At 65.4% G+C, this 16185-nt stretch carries 16 protein-coding genes; 12 read left to right on the top strand and 4 right to left on the bottom strand.

Features of this window, described 5'->3' with window-relative positions; genetic code table 11:
* The first annotated feature begins 132 nt into the window (after nucleotides 1-132).
* On the top strand, nucleotides 133-1053 hold the full coding sequence (locus tag AC04PT_RS13065) for a LysR family transcriptional regulator (RefSeq protein ID WP_482874140.1): 921 nt from the start codon (nucleotides 133-135) through the stop codon (nucleotides 1051-1053).
* 209 nt (nucleotides 1054-1262) lie between these two features.
* On the opposite strand, the gene AC04PT_RS13060 is transcribed toward AC04PT_RS13065, so the two are convergent.
* Nucleotides 1263-2636, bottom strand: coding sequence for an L-serine ammonia-lyase (locus AC04PT_RS13060; RefSeq protein WP_482874139.1), 1374 nt, complete (start codon nucleotides 2634-2636; stop codon nucleotides 1263-1265).
* 211 nt (nucleotides 2637-2847) lie between these two features.
* On the opposite strand from AC04PT_RS13060, the gene rpiA reads away from it, so the two are divergent.
* The 6 genes from rpiA (at nucleotide 2848) to AC04PT_RS13030 (ending at nucleotide 9223) form a co-directional block, all read left to right on the top strand.
* Entirely contained in the window at nucleotides 2848-3648 is an 801-nt protein-coding gene (gene rpiA / locus AC04PT_RS13055; RefSeq protein WP_482874138.1) for a ribose-5-phosphate isomerase RpiA, read from the top strand.
* Between the two features lie 15 nt (nucleotides 3649-3663).
* The gene (gene gor / locus AC04PT_RS13050) at nucleotides 3664-5022 is read left to right on the top strand and encodes a glutathione-disulfide reductase (RefSeq protein ID WP_482874137.1); all 1359 of its coding nucleotides are present in this window, start codon (nucleotides 3664-3666) and stop codon (nucleotides 5020-5022) included.
* A gap of 64 nt (nucleotides 5023-5086) precedes the next feature.
* Nucleotides 5087-6247: an FtsH protease activity modulator HflK gene (hflK, locus tag AC04PT_RS13045; RefSeq protein WP_482874136.1), complete on the top strand. Its 1161-nt coding sequence runs from the start codon at nucleotides 5087-5089 to the stop codon at nucleotides 6245-6247.
* Nucleotides 6247-7308 carry a protease modulator HflC gene (hflC, locus tag AC04PT_RS13040; RefSeq protein WP_482874135.1) on the top strand — a complete coding sequence of 354 codons (1062 nt, stop codon included), beginning with the start codon at nucleotides 6247-6249 and terminating at the stop codon, nucleotides 7306-7308. The genes hflK and hflC overlap by 1 nt, the downstream gene beginning before the upstream one ends.
* Complete coding sequence (locus AC04PT_RS13035; protein WP_482874134.1) at nucleotides 7305-7502, top strand: DUF2065 domain-containing protein; 198 nt, start codon at nucleotides 7305-7307, stop codon at nucleotides 7500-7502. Before hflC ends, AC04PT_RS13035 begins: the two co-directional genes overlap by 4 nt.
* A gap of 275 nt (nucleotides 7503-7777) precedes the next feature.
* Nucleotides 7778-9223 carry a Do family serine endopeptidase gene (locus tag AC04PT_RS13030; protein WP_482874133.1) on the top strand — a complete coding sequence of 482 codons (1446 nt, stop codon included), beginning with the start codon at nucleotides 7778-7780 and terminating at the stop codon, nucleotides 9221-9223.
* 143 nt (nucleotides 9224-9366) lie between these two features.
* Here the strand turns inward: AC04PT_RS13030 and AC04PT_RS13025 are convergent, their stop codons facing one another.
* Nucleotides 9367-9918, bottom strand: a complete 552-nt coding sequence (locus AC04PT_RS13025) for a peptidoglycan-binding domain-containing protein (protein ID WP_482874132.1) — start codon at nucleotides 9916-9918, stop codon at nucleotides 9367-9369.
* 44 nt (nucleotides 9919-9962) lie between these two features.
* Nucleotides 9963-10391 (bottom strand): OB-fold nucleic acid binding domain-containing protein, encoded by a 429-nt coding sequence (locus AC04PT_RS13020; protein WP_482874131.1) that lies wholly within the window; start codon nucleotides 10389-10391, stop codon nucleotides 9963-9965.
* Nucleotides 10392-10508: 117 nt separating this feature from the next.
* Between AC04PT_RS13020 and AC04PT_RS13015 the strand changes: the two genes are divergently transcribed.
* On the top strand, nucleotides 10509-10832 hold the full coding sequence (locus AC04PT_RS13015; RefSeq protein ID WP_482874130.1) for a 2Fe-2S iron-sulfur cluster-binding protein: 324 nt from the start codon (nucleotides 10509-10511) through the stop codon (nucleotides 10830-10832).
* Nucleotides 10829-11659: a VCBS repeat-containing protein gene (locus AC04PT_RS13010; RefSeq protein ID WP_482874129.1), complete on the top strand. Its 831-nt coding sequence runs from the start codon at nucleotides 10829-10831 to the stop codon at nucleotides 11657-11659. Before AC04PT_RS13015 ends, AC04PT_RS13010 begins: the two co-directional genes overlap by 4 nt.
* Nucleotides 11660-11765: 106 nt before the next feature.
* Here AC04PT_RS13010 and AC04PT_RS13005 read toward each other — a convergent pair whose 3' ends face one another.
* Nucleotides 11766-13535 carry a serine protease gene (locus AC04PT_RS13005; RefSeq protein WP_482874128.1) on the bottom strand — a complete coding sequence of 590 codons (1770 nt, stop codon included), beginning with the start codon at nucleotides 13533-13535 and terminating at the stop codon, nucleotides 11766-11768.
* A 203-nt stretch (nucleotides 13536-13738) separates the two neighbouring features.
* Between AC04PT_RS13005 and AC04PT_RS13000 the strand changes: the two genes are divergently transcribed.
* The 3 genes from AC04PT_RS13000 to AC04PT_RS12990 are packed head-to-tail and all read left to right on the top strand — an operon-like array spanning nucleotide 13739 to nucleotide 16122.
* Nucleotides 13739-14680, top strand: coding sequence for a glycine--tRNA ligase subunit alpha (locus tag AC04PT_RS13000; protein WP_482874127.1), 942 nt, complete (start codon nucleotides 13739-13741; stop codon nucleotides 14678-14680).
* Nucleotides 14677-15210, top strand: coding sequence for a DUF6446 family protein (locus AC04PT_RS12995; protein WP_482874126.1), 534 nt, complete (start codon nucleotides 14677-14679; stop codon nucleotides 15208-15210). The genes AC04PT_RS13000 and AC04PT_RS12995 overlap by 4 nt, the downstream gene beginning before the upstream one ends.
* A gap of 60 nt (nucleotides 15211-15270) precedes the next feature.
* The gene (locus tag AC04PT_RS12990; RefSeq protein ID WP_482874125.1) at nucleotides 15271-16122 is read left to right on the top strand and encodes a DUF1206 domain-containing protein; all 852 of its coding nucleotides are present in this window, start codon (nucleotides 15271-15273) and stop codon (nucleotides 16120-16122) included.
* Nucleotides 16123-16185: the final 63 nt, after the last annotated feature.

Genomic DNA, 16185 nt, shown 5'->3' with positions numbered 1-16185 from the left:
CGCGTCTCGGGCAGAGGATGACAGAATCGGCGTTCAACAAATACGGCTGCATTCGGCAAATACTTTATACAGATCGTTGAAAATGATGATGTCAGCGCGCATAGTGCCGTCGTCAGCAAGAGTGTCCTGCCCATGCCCTATATCGACAGTCTCCGCGTCTTCGTCCGGGTGGTGGACCTTGGCTCCATCACTAGCGGCGGCCGCGATCTGCGGCTGACGCCGGCGGTGGCCTCGAAGCGGATCAAGGAACTGGAGAAGCACCTCGGCGTGCGGCTCTTCAACCGCACCACGCGGTCGCTGACACCGACCGAGGTGGGCCGCGTGTTCTATGACCACGCCCGCCGCGTGCTGGCCTCGGTCGACGAAGCCGAGGCGGTGGTGGCAAATTTCTCGGACACGCCCCGCGGCGTGATCCGGGTGACGGCCCCGCTTGGCATCGGCCGCAGGATCGTGGCCCCGCTGGTGCCGGAATTCACCCAGGCCTACCCAGAGACCTCGGTGCAGATGCGGCTGTCGGACCGCACCGTGGACATTCTGGGCGAACGGCTGGACGTGGCTTTCTTCCTCGGGATCCCGAAGGAATCCGACCTCACGCTGCGCAAGATCGCCGAGTGCGACCGGGTGCTCTGCGCCGCGCCATCCTACCTTGAGGCGGCGGGAGTTCCTACGCAGCCCGACGACCTGATGCGGCACAACTGCCTGCTGCTGCGCTATCCACGCTCGCCCGAGTATTTCTGGATGCTCCAGACGCCGGACGGTCCGCGCAAGCTGGAGGTTTCCGGCAAGTTCGATGCCGACTCGGGCGATGTGCTGATCGACTGGGCGGTGGCGGGGCGGGGGATCGCCAATATCGCGCGCTTCGTGGTGGACCGGCAATTGCGCGACGGGTCGCTGGTCGAGGTGCTGCCGGAGACCCCGCCGCAGCCGGCAATCTTCGGCTGTCTCTATCCACACCGGCGGTTGCAGGATCCCAAGATCCGGCGGTTCGTGGAGTTCATGGCCGAGCGGTGCAGGCACAGGATCGGCGGCATGGTTCCGGACCTGGCGGGCTGAGGCGATCACGATGCCCCGGTCGTCCAAGCCCGACGGTGCGGAAGGGGGCGCTGCCCCCTCGGCCTGCGGCCTCACCCCCGGAGTTTATGCGGCAAGATGAAGGGCAGCGCGGCTCTTGGTCTTCATCTTGCCCGAAAACTCTGGGGGGTCCGGGGGGCAAAGCCCCCCGGCCGGTCGACGTGCGACAGCACGGCGAAACCCGTCGCCGGTCAGCAGTTCGGCACGTTCACCGCCAGCCCGCCGAGCGAGGTTTCCTTGTACTTCTCGTGCATGTCGGCCCCGGTCTGGCGCATGGTCTCGATCACCGCGTCCAAGGGCACCAGGTGCACACCGTCCCCGCGCAACGCCAGCGAGGCCGCCGAGATCGCCTTGATCGCGCCCAGACCGTTGCGCTCGATGCAGGGCACCTGGACCAGCCCCTTGACCGGGTCGCAGGTCATGCCGAGGTGATGCTCCAGGGCGATTTCGGCCGCATTCTCAATCTGTTCCGGCGTACCCTTCATCACGGCACAAAGCCCGGCAGCGGCCATGGCCGAGGCGGAACCGACCTCGGCCTGACAGCCTGCCTCGGCCCCCGAGATCGACGCGTTGAACTTGACCAGCCCGCCGATGGCGGCGGCGGTCAACAGGAACTCCGACACCCCGGCGCGGCTGGCGCCCGGCACATGATCGAGCCAATAGCGGATCACCGCGGGCACAACCCCGGCGGCACCGTTGGTGGGCGCGGTCACCACCTGGTTGCCGGCGGCGTTCTCCTCGTTGACCGCCATGGCGTAGGTCGACATCCAGTCGTTGATGGTGTGCGGCGGCGAAAGGTTCATGCCGCGCTCGGCCAGCAGCGCCGCGTGGATGTTGCGCGCGCGGCGGCGCACGTTCAACCCGCCGGGCAGGATGCCATCGTTCTCGAGGCCGCGGTCGATGCAGTCGTTCATCACCTGCCAGATGCGGTCGAGACCCTTTTCCAGCTTGTCATGCCCCCCGCGCGACACCTCGTTGGCGCGCTTCATCTCGGCGATGGACTTGCCGGAATCGTGTGCCATTTCAATCATTTCCGCGGCGCTCTTGAAGGGGTATGGCACCGGCGGCCCATCGTCTCGGTCCTTGCCCTCGGCCAGCTCGGCCTCGGTGCGGACGAAGCCGCCGCCGATCGAGTAATAGGTCTCCTGCAAGATAACATCGCCCTGCGCGTCGGTGGCTTTCAGGATCATGCCATTGGAATGACCAGGCAGGTTCGGGCCGAAATCGAATACCAGATCGGTCTCGGGATTGAAGGTCAGCGTGCCCAGACCCTCGGGGCTGATCGTGCGCTCGGCCTTGATGCGGGCCATCTCGGCCTCGGCCTTGTCGGCGTCATAGCTTTCGGGGGTGAAGCCCGCCAGCCCGAGGATCGTTGCCCGGTCGGTCGCGTGGCCGACGCCGGTGAAGGCCAGCGATCCGTGCAGCGAGGCCTGCAAGCCGTTGAATTCAAACGGCGAGGCACGCATGGAGTCGAGGAAACGCGCGGCGGCCACCATCGGTCCCATGGTGTGGGATGATGACGGGCCGATGCCGATCTTGAACATCTCGAAAACGGACAGGAACATGGACAGAGCCTCTACTTGCGTTTGCGCGGAGTGATAGCAACGGACAGGTGGTGTGACAGACCTCAAAGCGACGCCTTGGCCCGCGTTTCGGACCCTGGCGCGGCGATCTGCCGGAAATCAGGGTAAAAACCGCGGCACCTGTTGGCAAATCGGTCTCGCAACCTTCCGGACGTTTACCTATAACTTCGCGCAGGTTTAAGGAGTCGCACACATGTCAGGAGAATTGTCGCCGATCGACAAGGCCAAGTTCGTCGCCGCCAAACGCGCCGCCGATTTCGTCGAGGATGGAATGCGCGTGGGTCTCGGCACAGGATCGACCGCTGCCTGGCTGGTGCGCTGCCTGGGCGAACGGGTGCGTGATGAGGGGCTGCGGTTTCGCGGCGTGCCGACGTCCACCCGCACGGCGGAACTGGCCCGCGAGGTTGGCATCACTGTCATCAGCCTCGACGAGGCCCGCTGGCTGGACGTGACCATCGACGGCGCCGACGAGTTCGATGGCGACTTCAACCTGATCAAGGGCGGCGGCGGGGCACTTTTGCAGGAAAAGATCGTGGCCACCGCCAGCGACCAGATGGTGGTGATCGCCGATGCGGCCAAACGGGTCGAGCATCTGGGCGCCTTCCCCCTGCCGGTGGAAGTGATCCCCTTCGGCTGGCCGACCACGCAGGCGCTGATCGAGGAAATGCTTGTGTCGATGGATGTCATGGGCCGCGACTCCACGCTGCGGATGACCGGCGATGCGCCCTATGTCACGGATGAGGGCAACCACATCCTCGACCTGCATCTTGGCCGGATCGGTGATCCGCGGCAGCTGTCGCTGGTGCTCAACCAGATCCCCGGCGTGGTTGAAAACGGGCTGTTCGTGGATATCTGCGACACGGTGATCGTGGGCTTCGGCGACGGCCGCATCGAACTCAGCGACATCAACACCGGCGAGACCGAGCGCGACCAGCTGGATTTCGTCGAGAACGACAACATGTTCGCCGACCTGGGCGACTGGAAACGCGAATAGGGTTTTTGCTTCAGTATGGAATTTGACTACGATCTGTTTGTCATCGGCGGCGGCTCGGGTGGCGTAAGGGCCGCGCGTATCGCGGCTGGCGAGGCTGGCGCCAAGGTGGCACTGGCCGAGGAAGACCGCTATGGCGGAACCTGCGTGCAGCGTGGTTGCGTGCCCAAGAAGCTGATGGTGTTTGCCTCGACCTATGGCGTTCTGGCCGAGGAGGCCAAGGATTACGGCTGGAAGATGATGGCCGGCGGATTTGACTGGCCGTCCTTCCGCACCCGGCTTGAGGGCGAACTGGACCGTCTGGAAGGGGTCTACCGCAACATCCTCAAGAACAATGGTGTCGAAACCTTCGACGCCCGCGCCCGTGTGGCAGACGCCCATACCGTCGAACTTGCGACCGGCGAGAAGAAGACCGCGAAGCATATCCTCGTTGCCACCGGCGGATGGCCGGTGCTGCCCGAGATCCCCGGTTCCGAGCTGGGCATCACCTCGAACGAGATCTTCCATCTGGATGCCTTGCCGAAAAGCATCCTGATCGTTGGCGGCGGCTATATTGCCTGCGAATTCGCCTGCATCCTCAACGGTCTTGGGGTCAACGTGACCCAGTTCTACCGCGGAGAGCAGATCCTGCGCGGCTTTGACGGCGAGGCGCGCGGACTGGTGTCGGAAGAGATGATCCAGAACGGGGTCGATGTGCATCTGGGCACCAATGTGCTGGAGATGAATAAACAGGATGGCGGTATCTGGGTGAAGGCCTCGAACGGCACCGAGCATGTCTTCGACCAGGTCATGTTCGCCACCGGTCGCGCGCCCAACAGCCGGGATTTGGGGCTGGAGGATCTGGGGGTCAAGCTCAACCGTCACGGCGCCATCGAGGTGGATGAATACAGCCAGACGGCGGTGCCCTCAATCTATGCCATCGGCGACGTGACCAGCCGGGTCAACCTGACCCCGGTCGCGATCCGCGAGGGGATGGCCTTCGTCGAGACGGTGTTCAAGGGCAACCCGACGCCGGTGGATCACGTCAATATCCCTTCTGCGATCTTCACGCAGCCCGAAATGGGCACCGTGGGTCTCAGCGAAGAGGCCGCGCGCGAAAGCGAGCCGATCGAGGTTTACTGCACGTCGTTCAAGGCGATGCAGACGGCCTTTATCGGGCGCTCCAGCCGGGTGATGATGAAGCTTGTGGTCAGTCAGGAAACCCGCAAGGTGCTGGGTTGTCACATCGTGGCACCGCAGGCCGGCGAGATGATCCAGTTGGCGGGGATTGCCGTGAAGATGGGCGCCACAAAGGAAGATTTCGACAACGTCGTGGCGGTGCACCCCACGATGTCCGAGGAACTGGTGACCATGCGTACCCCGGTGCGCAAAGGTTGAAAACACGCGCCCGCCCCCCGACCTTGAGGGTAGGCGCAGGATGGATGTGAAGGGAAGAGCAACAATGGCAGGCAATTCTGGCGGACCCTGGGGCGGCGGCTCTGGCGGCGGGGGCGGCGGTGGCCGGGGCTCCGGTGGCAACAACGGCGGCGGGCGCAGGCCCGATGACGGCAACCAAATCCCCGAGATCGACGAGTTGATGAAAAAGGGTCAGGAGCAACTGCGCGTGCTTATGGGCGGGCGCGGCGGCACGGGCCGGGGCGGCTCTGGCGGCGGCGGGCGTGGAAACGGCCCGATGCTGACCCGTGGCACCGTGGGGATCGGTATCCTCGTGGTTCTGGTGCTCTGGGCGATGGCCAGCTTCTATACGGTGAAACCGGAAGAGAAGTCGGTCGAGCTGTTCCTCGGCGATTACTACAGCACCGGCGAGCCGGGCCTCAACTTCGCGCCCTGGCCCTTCGTCACGGCCGAGGTGATCCAGGTGACCCGCGAACAGACCGAGGATATTGGCGTTGGCGGGCGCGGCAGCGACGCCGGTCTTATGCTGACCGGCGACGAGAACATCGTCGACATCGACTTTCAGGTGGTGTGGAACATCAACGATCCGCAGGCCTATCTGTTCAACCTGCGCGAACCGCAGCCGACGATCCGCGCCGTGTCTGAATCGGCCATGCGCGAGATCATCGCGCAATCCGACCTCGCGCCGATCCTCAACCGCGACCGGGGCATCATCGCCTCTCGCCTGCAGGACCTGATCCAGTCGACGCTCGACAGCTACGATTCGGGTGTGAACATCGTCCGCGTGAACTTTGACAAGGCCGACCCGCCGGCGCCCGTGATCGCCGCCTTCCGCGACGTGCAGGCCGCCGAGCAGGAGCGTGACCGTCTGCAGAACGTCGCCGACGCCTATGCCAACCGCGTTCTCGCCGAAGCCCGTGGTGAAGCCGCACAGCTTCTGGAGCAGGCCGAAGGCTACCGCGCGCAGGTCGTCAACGAAGCCGAAGGTGAGGCCAGCCGCTTCAGCGCGGTTCTGGGCGAATACCAGAAGGCGCCCGAGGTGACGCGCCGGAGGCTTTATCTCGAAACCATGGAGGAAGTCCTGGGCCGCGTCGACAAGATCATCCTTGATGAAAGTGGCGCGGGTGGACAGGGTGTCGTGCCTTACCTTCCGCTCAACGAGTTGCGCCGCAACAGCAATACAAACACCGGTGAGGGGTCCAACTGATGCGGAAAACCACCTATTTATTGCCCGTCGTGGTGATCGCCATCGCGGTCGCGCTTTCGGCGGTGTTCATCGTGGACGAGCGTGAGAAGGCGCTGGTGCTGCAATTCGGACGTGTCGTCGCGGTCAAGGACGAGCCCGGTCTGAATTTCAAGATCCCGCTGATCCAGGATGTGGTGCGCTATGACGACCGCATCCTGTCGCGCGACGTCGACCCGCTGGAGGTCACCCCGCTGGACGACCGTCGTCTCGTGGTCGACGCCTTCGCGCGCTACCGGATCTCGGACGTGAACCGCTTCCGGGAAGCCACCGGTGCGGCGGGCGATCAGGCGATCGAGGTGGCCGGACGGCGGCTTGATTCGATCCTGCGGTCGCAAACGCGTGAGATCCTCGGCTCGGTGTCGTCAAATGACATCCTGTCGTCGGACCGGGCGGCGCTGATGCTGCGCATCCGCAACGGGGCGCTCGGCGATGCGTCGGAACTGGGTCTCGATCTGCTTGACGTGCGCCTGAAGCGCACCGACCTGCCGGCGGAAAACCTGGATGCGACGTTCGAACGGATGCGGGCCGAACGGGAACGCGAAGCCACCGACGAACGTGCGCGCGGTAACGAGGCGGCACAAAGGGTGCGCGCCCAGGCCGACCGGACCGTGGTCGAACTGACATCGGACGCGCGGCGCCAGGCCGAGATCATCCGTGGTGAGGCCGACGCGCGGCGCAACGGCATCTTTGCCCAGGCGTTCGGCGCGGACCCCGAATTCTTCGAGTTCTATCGTTCGCTGACCGCCTATCAACGTGCGCTGCAAGAGGGCAACTCGACCATGGTCCTGTCGCCCGAGGGTGATTTCTTCACCTACCTGAAGTCCGACACCGGCGGCAGCGTGGGGCAGGGACGTGCGGCCCAGGGTATCGCCGACCGCGCGGCGGCAGCCGAAGCTGCGGCGACCGACGCGCAATCCGGGGAAGAGGCGGCGGACACCCCCGAGGATGAGCCGACCATCACCGTGCCGGTGGAAACCGTCCCGGCGGACGAGGCTCCGGAAGAGGCGGCGCCGTCGCAATGATCGCGACAGCCTTTCTGGCCCTCGGGCTGGTATTGATCGTGGAGGGGCTGGCCTATGCGCTGGCCCCTTCGCTTGTCGAGCAACTGCTCGCCGCCCTGCGCACCCTGTCCGAGGCGCAGCGCCGCAACCTCGGGCTGGCCGGGCTGGCGGCGGGTGTCCTGCTGGTCTGGATCGCCAAGGCATTGGGCGCGTGATCCGGCCGGACCCGGCCGGTGATACGCGCTGGAGTTGATTGGGGAGCCTGCGGTTAACAACGAGACGCGGTGTCGCGCGCCGCACGACGAACCTTCGCAAAGGTGTTACACTTCTCACAATCCAATCACATCGGCTTGAAGGCGCGAGAGTTCCTTTGCCTGTGGCTTTTGAGTACCTAGATTGGTGACAGTTAGGCAGCCCGCCGAAACAGCGGGACAAACAGGAGGAGTTCGATTTGAGACCCCAATCGACAGCAGTAACCAGTTCTGACCGGATGATCGATCCGGCCCGGCTTCGGCTGATGTGGATGACCGCGATTTCGGTCATGTTCATCTTCGCGCAGGCGGTGGCCGCCGCCGCGCGCGGCGCACCCGAAAGCTTCGCCGATCTGGCGGAAAGCGTCAGCCCGGCCGTGGTCAACATCACCACCACCACCACCGTCGCAGGCCGCACCGGCCCCGAGGGCATGGTTCCCGAAGGTTCGCCCTTTGAAGATTTCTTCCGTGAGTTTCAGGACCGCAACGGTCAGGGCGACCGCCCGCGCCGGTCGTCGGCGCTGGGATCCGGCTTCGTGATCTCGGAAGACGGCTTCGTGGTCACCAACAATCACGTCATCGAGGGCGCCGATGAGATTCTCATCGAGTTTTTCGGCGGCGGCGAACTGCCCGCCGAAGTGATCGGCACCGACCCCAAGACCGACATCGCGTTGCTCAAGGTGACGGCGGACGAACCGCTGCCCTTCGTCAGCTTTGGCGACAGCGACACCGCACGCGTCGGCGATTGGGTCATGGCCATGGGCAACCCGCTGGGACAGGGCTTCTCGGTCTCCGCCGGGATCGTCTCGGCCCGCAACCGCGCGCTGTCGGGCACCTATGACGACTACATCCAGACCGACGCCGCCATCAACCGCGGCAATTCGGGCGGTCCGCTGTTCGACATGGACGGTGCCGTGATCGGCGTGAACACCGCGATCCTGTCGCCCACCGGCGGCTCGATTGGTATCGGTTTCTCGATGGCGTCGAATGTGGTCACCAACGTGATCGAACAGCTCAAGGAATTCGGTGAAACCCGCCGCGGCTGGCTGGGCGTGCGTATTCAGGACGTTACCGATGACGTGGCCGAGGCCATGGGCCTTGACAGCACCGCCGGTGCGCTGGTCACCGATGTGCCGGAAGGTCCTGCGATGGACGCCGGCATGAAGCCGCGCGACGTCATCATTGAGTTCGACGGCAACAAGGTTGCGGACACCCGTGGTCTGGTGCGCCAGGTCGGCAACACCTCGGTCGGCAAGACCGTGCGGGTTCTGGTCAACCGCGAAGGCAAGACCCAGACCCTGAAGGTCACGCTGGGCCGCCGCGAAGAGGCCGAAGGCTCTGCCGTGCCGGCGTCGCAACCGGTTGAAGAGGCGCCCGAGCCGGAAGCTGCCGAGATCCTCGGCCTGACCGTCGAGCCGATGACCGACGCGCTGCGCGAGCAGATGGAACTGTCGGCCAACGCCGAAGGCCTGGTGGTCACCGATGTCGATCCGACGTCCGAGGCCTATGAAAAGGGCCTGCGCGCACAGGACGTCATCACCGAAGCCGGCCAGCAGAAGGTGTCGACCATTGCCGATCTCGAGGAACAGATCGAGATGGCGCGCGAGGCCGGTCGCAAATCGCTGCTGCTGCTGGTCCGCCGTTCCGGCGATCCGAGCTTCGTGGCAATCGGTCTCGACGAGTGACCGGGTGACATAGACCTGACTAGGGGCGTCCGTGTGGCGCCCCTTTTTCGTTGAATGGGATCAGGTCCGGGACGGCGGCGGCAAGTCGGGTGCAGGACGGCCCATGATCTTGGGCACTAACGGGCAAACGCCGGGCAGCGGCATCAATACGGGGCCACCGCCGCCAATCCCAGCATCCGCGCGGTGCGCATGGTCAGGACGCTGGTGTCCAGCCCGTCTTCGCCCTGAAGCGCGCGCAGGGCGGCCTCGGTCGGCGCGTCGATGACGCCGGTGATCGGCCCGTCGTAACGCCCCCGTGCCTGAAGTGCGCGTTGCAGCGAGGCGACGAAATCCGGAGTGATCTCATGCGCGCAAACGGTCTGGAAGGTGTATTCGCGACGTGGCTCGATGATTTCCTGATGGGTCTCGGTGGCGTAGATTGCCGGCGCCAGCAGCGAGCCGTCGGGGTTGAGGATGGCGTTCTGCACCACCAGCTGGTCGGTGCGTGTCTCGATCACCGCCGGTGTCACGTCACGTGCCCAGCAGCTGCCGGGCGGGGCGCCTTCGGGGGTTGGGATGCGCGCGGCCTCGAGCGCGGTAAAGGCGAAGCGGGTCGGCGGATCGGCGGGCGAATGGGTGCATCCCGCAAGCACGGCCAGCGCCAGCGCGCCAAGCGTCGCGGCGCCGCGCATGCGGATCGCGGGAAGGTGGTTCATCTGCTCTGCCTCGGGCCCTCTGATCGGGGCGTTCGGGCGTGAGATTAGCGGGTTTCGCCTGTTCGGGAAAGCCCGGCCGGATTTTCCTGCGCCGCTGTGACATCGAGAAGACTGTCCAACATGGCCGAGATGTCCTCGACCGTTTCGGCGATTACATGCGTTACCCCGGCCTCGCGCTGGACCGGCCCCGTGACGCGCAGCATCCGCCCGGCGATGACCGCGCGGCGGAAGCGTTCGTAGAGCGCGCGCCAGACGATGACGTTGACCACCCCGGTCTCGTCCTCGAGCGTGATGAAGATCACACCCTTGGCGGTGCCCGGCCGCTGGCGCAGGATCACCAGCCCGGCCACGGTGACGCGCGCACCCTCGGGCGGTTCGTCCAGCCGGGCGGCCTGCAGCGCCGAGGGCGGGCGGGGCCAGGAGGACGGTCCGGATACGGGGCCGGAGCGCGGGGAAGAGGTGAGCACTATCATGAGAACGAATATAGAACATATACTGCTCACCGCAAGTTGCACCGGGGAGGAGTGGCATATCGCGGTGAATCGATTTAAGGGCGACGGAAGCAAGTATTCACGGAAGGATGGGGTCTGATGGCGAAGATCACCTATATCGAGCACAACGGCACCAAGCATGAGGTCGAGGTGGCCAATGGCCTGACGGTCATGGAAGGCGCGCGCGACAACAACATCCCCGGCATCGAGGCCGATTGCGGCGGCGCCTGCGCCTGTTCCACCTGCCACGTCTATGTCGATCCGGCCTGGCTCGAGAAGCTGCCGCCGAAGGACGACATGGAAGAAGATATGCTCGATTTCGCCTATGAGCCCGATCCCGACCGCTCGCGCCTGACCTGCCAGCTCAAGGTCTCGGACGAGTTGGACGGGCTGGTGGTGCAAATGCCCGAGAAGCAGATTTGATCGCCGGCCGGGCCGGGGCGCCGCGTCTGACCGCGTGCCTGTGGCACGGCCTGACACGCGGCGCGGTGCTGGCGTCGGGCCTGTGGCTGGCGGGGGCTGCCGCGGCGCAGGAGCAGGTCGCAGTGCCGTGCGCCGGCGTGGTCGACCAGGCCTCCTATACCCTGCCCACGGGGCGCTATCCGCACGGCGTACTGGGCGACCGGATGGAATGGGGCGGACTGCGGATCACCCATCTGGGCCGCGGCGACGACTGTCCCGCCGGACGGCTCGACATTGAACTGCCCGAAGAACTGGTGTTCGAGGACGTGGCCCCGCGCCTTGCGGACCTCGACGGGCAGGCACCGGACGAGGTCATCGTGGTCGAGAGCCATGCCGACAGGGGCGCACGTCTCGCGGTCTGGGGCCTTGCCGACGGCACCTTCCGACGGCTGGCCGCCACACCCTTCATCGGAACGCGGTTCCGCTGGCTGGCACCGTTGGGGGCGGCGGATCTCGATGCGGACGGAGCCATGGAACTGGCCTATGTCGATCGGCCGCACCTGGCCAAGACCTTGCGGGTGTGGCGCTACCGCGTCGGTATGGATGGCCCCCGGCTGACGGAAGTGACGTCCCATGGCGGGGTGACCAACCACCGGATTGGCGAGACAGACATCGCCGGTGGCATCCGCGACTGCGGCGAAGGACCGGAGATGATCGTCGCCGATGCCGGCTGGCGCGAGGTGCTGGCCCTGCGTCTTGTCGGTGCGGACATCACGCAAAGGACACTGGGGCCGCATCGCAGCCGCGACAGCTTCGCAGCCGCCATGACCTGCCAGCAGGTACGCTGACCGCAGCCACAATATTCGCGTGTTCTGTTATGGACGAGGTATCAGGCCGGCATAATGGCTAGCCCGGAGGGAGCGGGGCGACGCGCAGGCGCCGCCCCTGATCCAGTCATTCCCAGCAGCTGACCAGAACGGCCATGCCGCGGCCCTTGCGGGTCAGATCTTCGGCAGCCAGCGTCGCGGTGCCACCGCGCGCCACGCGGGCCGACACACTGGCCTGCCGCAGGGCGGTCTGCAGGGCTGCCGCATCCGCCGAGAAGCTGACCTCGCCGGGCAGTTGCCGGCCGTCGCCGCCCTTGGGAAGGAGCATGCCGATCACCGCGCCCGAGCTGTCCATGATCGGACCGCCGGCATCGCCCGGCAGGGTCGTCAGGTCGAAACGGTCGAGCGCCTGCTCTCCGTTCAGGCCCTCCAGATCGACCAGCTTGCCAAAGGTCATCGACGGTGCGCCCAAAACGCCCTCGTAGGAGAAGCCGGCGACCGCCACTTCCGACTGCAGGCGCGGAGAGTAACTGGCGAGCTCGGCAACTTCCATCGGCGCGAGGCTGGTTTCCGGGGTCAGCACTGCGATGCCAAGCTGGTCGTCGGTGGCCGAAACGCGGGCCTCGGTGTGCCCGTCCAGGGTGACGCGGGAACATCCCGAGACTGCTTCGGACGTGGTCAGCACCGTGCCTTCGGGGGTGACGAAGAAGCCTGTGCGCGACAGCTTGGGCTTGCGGATTTGCAGGCCGGCCAGCAGGTCCACAGACTGCCCCTGATCAAGCCCGGTCGACGCCGGCATCACGCCGTCGATGCGGGTGAAGCTTTCCGACATCTCCTGAAGCACGCGGGCGCGGCGGTCTTCGTCGCCCAGGGGCCAGATCAGCATGAAGCCCTTGATCTCGCCGCCGCGCAGGCTGACCTCGGTGTGCGATACGATCTTGTCGCTGCGCCCGGTGATGGTGAAGCCGTCATTGCGGCGGTCGCGCGGGCCGTCCAGCGGCACCACCTCGAGCGTCTGCAGGATGTCGTAGAGCCCGAACAGACGCCGCTGGTCGCCACGTTGCGAGATCAGCAGCACCCGCGCCCCCAGATCGGTCTTCGCATCATAGCGGGCGAAGGGCGCTTCGTGCGCGTCGAACTCGACCACGCCGAGCGGCAGCTTCATTTCGATGCCCGTAACCTCGTCGCGGACCACTTCCAGACCCATGCCCTCGAGCACGGCATTAAACTGCGCCAGCAGCTGCGCCCGCTGGCGGGTGGTCAGAACGCCGGTGGCCTCATGCCCGTTGGCGGCCTGCCATTCGGACATCGACCGGCGGGTGCCGGGGCCGAAGGCCGCGTCGATGGCGGCATCATAGTAGCCAGCCCATTGCAGGGCGATCTGCAGGTCCTTCTTTGCGCGGCTGTCAAGCTGGGCCTCGCTGCGGCGGGCCTCCTGCACGGTCTCCTGCGGCTCTGGCTCCGGCTCGGGGGCAGGCTCCGGTTCGGGGGCAGGCTCCGGCTCGGATGCAGGCCGCGTCTCGGCCTGCGCCAGCTGCTCCTCGCCGGCGTCGGTCTGGGACGCGCCGCCGGTCCGGGCGGAGGTGCCCACCGGCCAGAACTGCTGGCCGAAAGCATTGCTACGCGTCAAGAAGCTGTCGCGGGGTATCTGTCCGTTGCGGCGCATCAGGCCCAACTGCACACGCGCCTCATCCTCGGAGAAAGGCCCGATCACGATCGCGTACCAGCCGGAATCGATGGTGAATCCGTTCACGTTGGCAAACACTTCGGCGTAATCCCGCACCCGCTCTTCGGCTTCCAGAAGGGTCGGCAAGGCTTCGACCTGCACCCAGGCGTCCTCGTTCTGGGCCACGGCCGCACGCAGGCTCATCACCAGCGCAAAGAGCGTAAAAGTCATCAAACGTATCATGTGTAAAGCGATCCTGAGCCTGCTGCTACCTCTTGCACCGGCGCAGTGTTACCCATTGCGAACCGGCTTGCACGTCGAAAGTAGGCGGCTCCGGGCATTTGTCACGGGTTCGTCAGCGCTTTTCCCGGGGCGCAATTGACCCTTGCCACGCATCCGCCTAAGCAGGCGCAAAGTTCGAGATGGGCCAGCACATGACACGCGACACGAAATCCAGACCGCGCTCGTTTCAGGAGATCATCCTGCGGCTGCAATCCTATTGGGCCACCAAGGGCTGCGCCGTGATGCAGCCCTACGACATGGAGGTCGGCGCCGGCACCTTTCACCCCGCCACCACCCTGCGTGCGCTGGGGACGAAGCCCTGGGCCGCGGCCTATGTGCAGCCCTCGCGCCGGCCGACCGACGGGCGCTACGGCGAGAACCCGAACCGGCTGCAGCACTACTACCAGTACCAGGTGCTGATCAAACCCTCGCCACCCGATCTGCAGGCGCTCTACCTCGGCTCTCTCGAAGCCATCGGCATCGACATGGAGATGCACGACATCCGTTTCGTCGAGGACGACTGGGAAAGCCCGACGCTGGGCGCATGGGGGCTGGGCTGGGAGGTCTGGTGCGACGGCATGGAAGTGAGCCAGTTCACCTATTTCCAACAGGTCGGCGGGCATGACTGCCACCCGGTCTCGGGCGAACTGACCTACGGGCTGGAACGGCTGGCGATGTATGTGCTGGGCGTCGATCACGTGATGGACATGCCCTACAACGATCCCGACGCGCCGATCCCGCTCAGCTATGGCGACGTGTTCCGCCAGACCGAGCAGGAATATTCGCGCTGGAACTTCGACGTGGCCGATACCGACGTGCTGCTGCGCCACTTCGAGGAGGCCGAGGCCGAATGCGCCCGCATCCTTGCGCTGCCCGCACAGGACCCCAAGACCGGCAAACGCATCGTCATGGCTCATCCTGCCTATGACCAATGCATCAAGGCCAGCCACATCTTCAACCTGCTCGACGCGCGCGGGGTGATCTCTGTCACCGAACGGCAGGCCTATATCGGCCGGGTGCGGGCGCTGGCCAAGGCCTGTGCCGATGCCTTCGTGCAGACCGACGCGGGCGGTTACGTGGAGGCAGCGGAGTGAGCGGCAAACTGGTCGCGGGGGCGATTGTCATGGTGGCTTTGGTCGCGGGGGCGCTGCTTTATTACCTGCAGGTCTACGGCTTTTACGTGGAGGTCCCGGCGCAGGGCCGGGACGACGTCCGGCTGGTCAACCTCGTCACCGAAGAGCCCGAAGAGATCCTCTATGACAACTTCCGCGCCATCGACGCCGACAGCTCGCCGATCCGCTATCGGGCCTGCTTTGACACCACGCACAGCCTTGCCATGTTGACCGAGACCTACGTGATGATCGATCCGACGCCGCCGCGCAACGCGCCCGACTGGTTCGACTGCTTCGATGCCGAGGCCATCGCGGAACAGATCGCCACCGGAACCGCGCTGACCTTTCTGAGCCAGAAGAACGTGGCCTACGGCGTCGACCGCATCGTCGCGATCAGCGATGACGGACGGGGCTATGTCTGGCATGAGCTGAACGACTGCGGCGACAAGGCCTATGACGGCACGGTGGTGGGCGAGGAATGCCCGCCGCGGCCTGGCGCGGTCGCGGATTAGGGAACAAGTCGGGACTTCGCGCGCTGTTCCTCCATAGCCCTGAGCGATGGAGGAACCCCGATGTCCAATCATGAAGCCCCTGACTGGGTCGTGCCGATGATGCGTGCCGGCTATTCGGCGCGCGGTCTTGTCTATCTCATTCTCGGAGGTCTGACCATGTCCGCCGCCTTTACCGGCGGTGACGCCGAAGGCACCAAGGGCGCGATCGAGGCGCTGCGTGGCGCACCGTTCGGACAGGTCCTGCTTTGGATCGTGGCACTCGGGTTCATCTGCTACGGCGTCTGGCGGTTCATCGCCGCCTACTACGACCTCGAAAATCGCGGCGAGGACGAAGAGGGCATGGCCAAGCGTTTCGCCCTCGTGGCAACCGGCCTTATCCATTTCGCCCTCGGCCTCGGGATCGCGGCGCTGGCACTCGGCGTCGGCGGAGGCTCGGGCAGCGGCGGCGGCGCGTCGAACTGGACGGCGAAGGTGCTGCAGATGCCCGGCGGAAAGTGGATCGTCGGGATCGCGGCCATCGCCATTGCCGGTGCCGGGGTGCACTATGTGCTCAAGGGCTATCAGAAAAAGTACCAGCGCTATATCGAGAGCAATGAAAAGACCCGCAAACTGCAGCCGCTGCTGCGCTGGGGGTTCGTGAGCTACGGCATCGTCTTGGGCATCGTGGGTGTGTTTCTGCTGTTTGCCGCAATCAATACGGACCCGTCCTCGGCCAAGGGGATCGGCGGCGCGCTTGAATATATCCGCGAACTGCCCGGTGGGCGCTTCCTGCTCGGGATCATTGCGCTGGGCATCATCGGTTTCGGGGTCGAGAACTTCGTCGAAGCGCGCTACCGTGTGGTGCAGGGCGTCGGCTATGACCGTGACGTCTCGACCCTTGCCCAGCGGGCCAAGGCCAAGGTTTCAGGCTGAAATCGGCTTGCCGCCACAGGGCAGGCCCGATAAGCACCGGAGCGTTGACCTGAACGCTCCGGA

Source organism: Litorisediminivivens sp. KMU-197 (assembly GCF_056858395.1).
This window is presented reverse-complemented; position numbering and strand designations above follow the sequence as displayed.

Bases quoted from the DNA above. Each gene is read 5' to 3' on its own strand.
- hflK (WP_482874136.1), top strand. From the start codon at position 5,087: ATGGCAGGCAATTCTGGCGGACCCTGGGGCGGCGGCTCTGGCGGCGGG.
- AC04PT_RS13020 (WP_482874131.1), bottom strand. From the start codon at position 10,391: ATGATAGTGCTCACCTCTTCCCCGCGCTCCGGCCCCGTATCCGGACCG.
- AC04PT_RS13060 (WP_482874139.1), bottom strand. From the start codon at position 2,636: ATGTTCCTGTCCGTTTTCGAGATGTTCAAGATCGGCATCGGCCCGTCA.
- rpiA (WP_482874138.1), top strand. From the start codon at position 2,848: ATGTCAGGAGAATTGTCGCCGATCGACAAGGCCAAGTTCGTCGCCGCC.
- AC04PT_RS13065 (WP_482874140.1), top strand. From the start codon at position 133: ATGCCCTATATCGACAGTCTCCGCGTCTTCGTCCGGGTGGTGGACCTT.
- AC04PT_RS13025 (WP_482874132.1), bottom strand. From the start codon at position 9,918: ATGAACCACCTTCCCGCGATCCGCATGCGCGGCGCCGCGACGCTTGGC.
- AC04PT_RS13000 (WP_482874127.1), top strand. From the start codon at position 13,739: ATGACACGCGACACGAAATCCAGACCGCGCTCGTTTCAGGAGATCATC.
- gor (WP_482874137.1), top strand. From the start codon at position 3,664: ATGGAATTTGACTACGATCTGTTTGTCATCGGCGGCGGCTCGGGTGGC.
- hflC (WP_482874135.1), top strand. From the start codon at position 6,247: ATGCGGAAAACCACCTATTTATTGCCCGTCGTGGTGATCGCCATCGCG.
- AC04PT_RS12990 (WP_482874125.1), top strand. From the start codon at position 15,271: ATGTCCAATCATGAAGCCCCTGACTGGGTCGTGCCGATGATGCGTGCC.
- AC04PT_RS13005 (WP_482874128.1), bottom strand. From the start codon at position 13,535: ATGACTTTTACGCTCTTTGCGCTGGTGATGAGCCTGCGTGCGGCCGTG.
- AC04PT_RS13015 (WP_482874130.1), top strand. From the start codon at position 10,509: ATGGCGAAGATCACCTATATCGAGCACAACGGCACCAAGCATGAGGTC.
- AC04PT_RS13030 (WP_482874133.1), top strand. From the start codon at position 7,778: ATGATCGATCCGGCCCGGCTTCGGCTGATGTGGATGACCGCGATTTCG.
- AC04PT_RS13035 (WP_482874134.1), top strand. From the start codon at position 7,305: ATGATCGCGACAGCCTTTCTGGCCCTCGGGCTGGTATTGATCGTGGAG.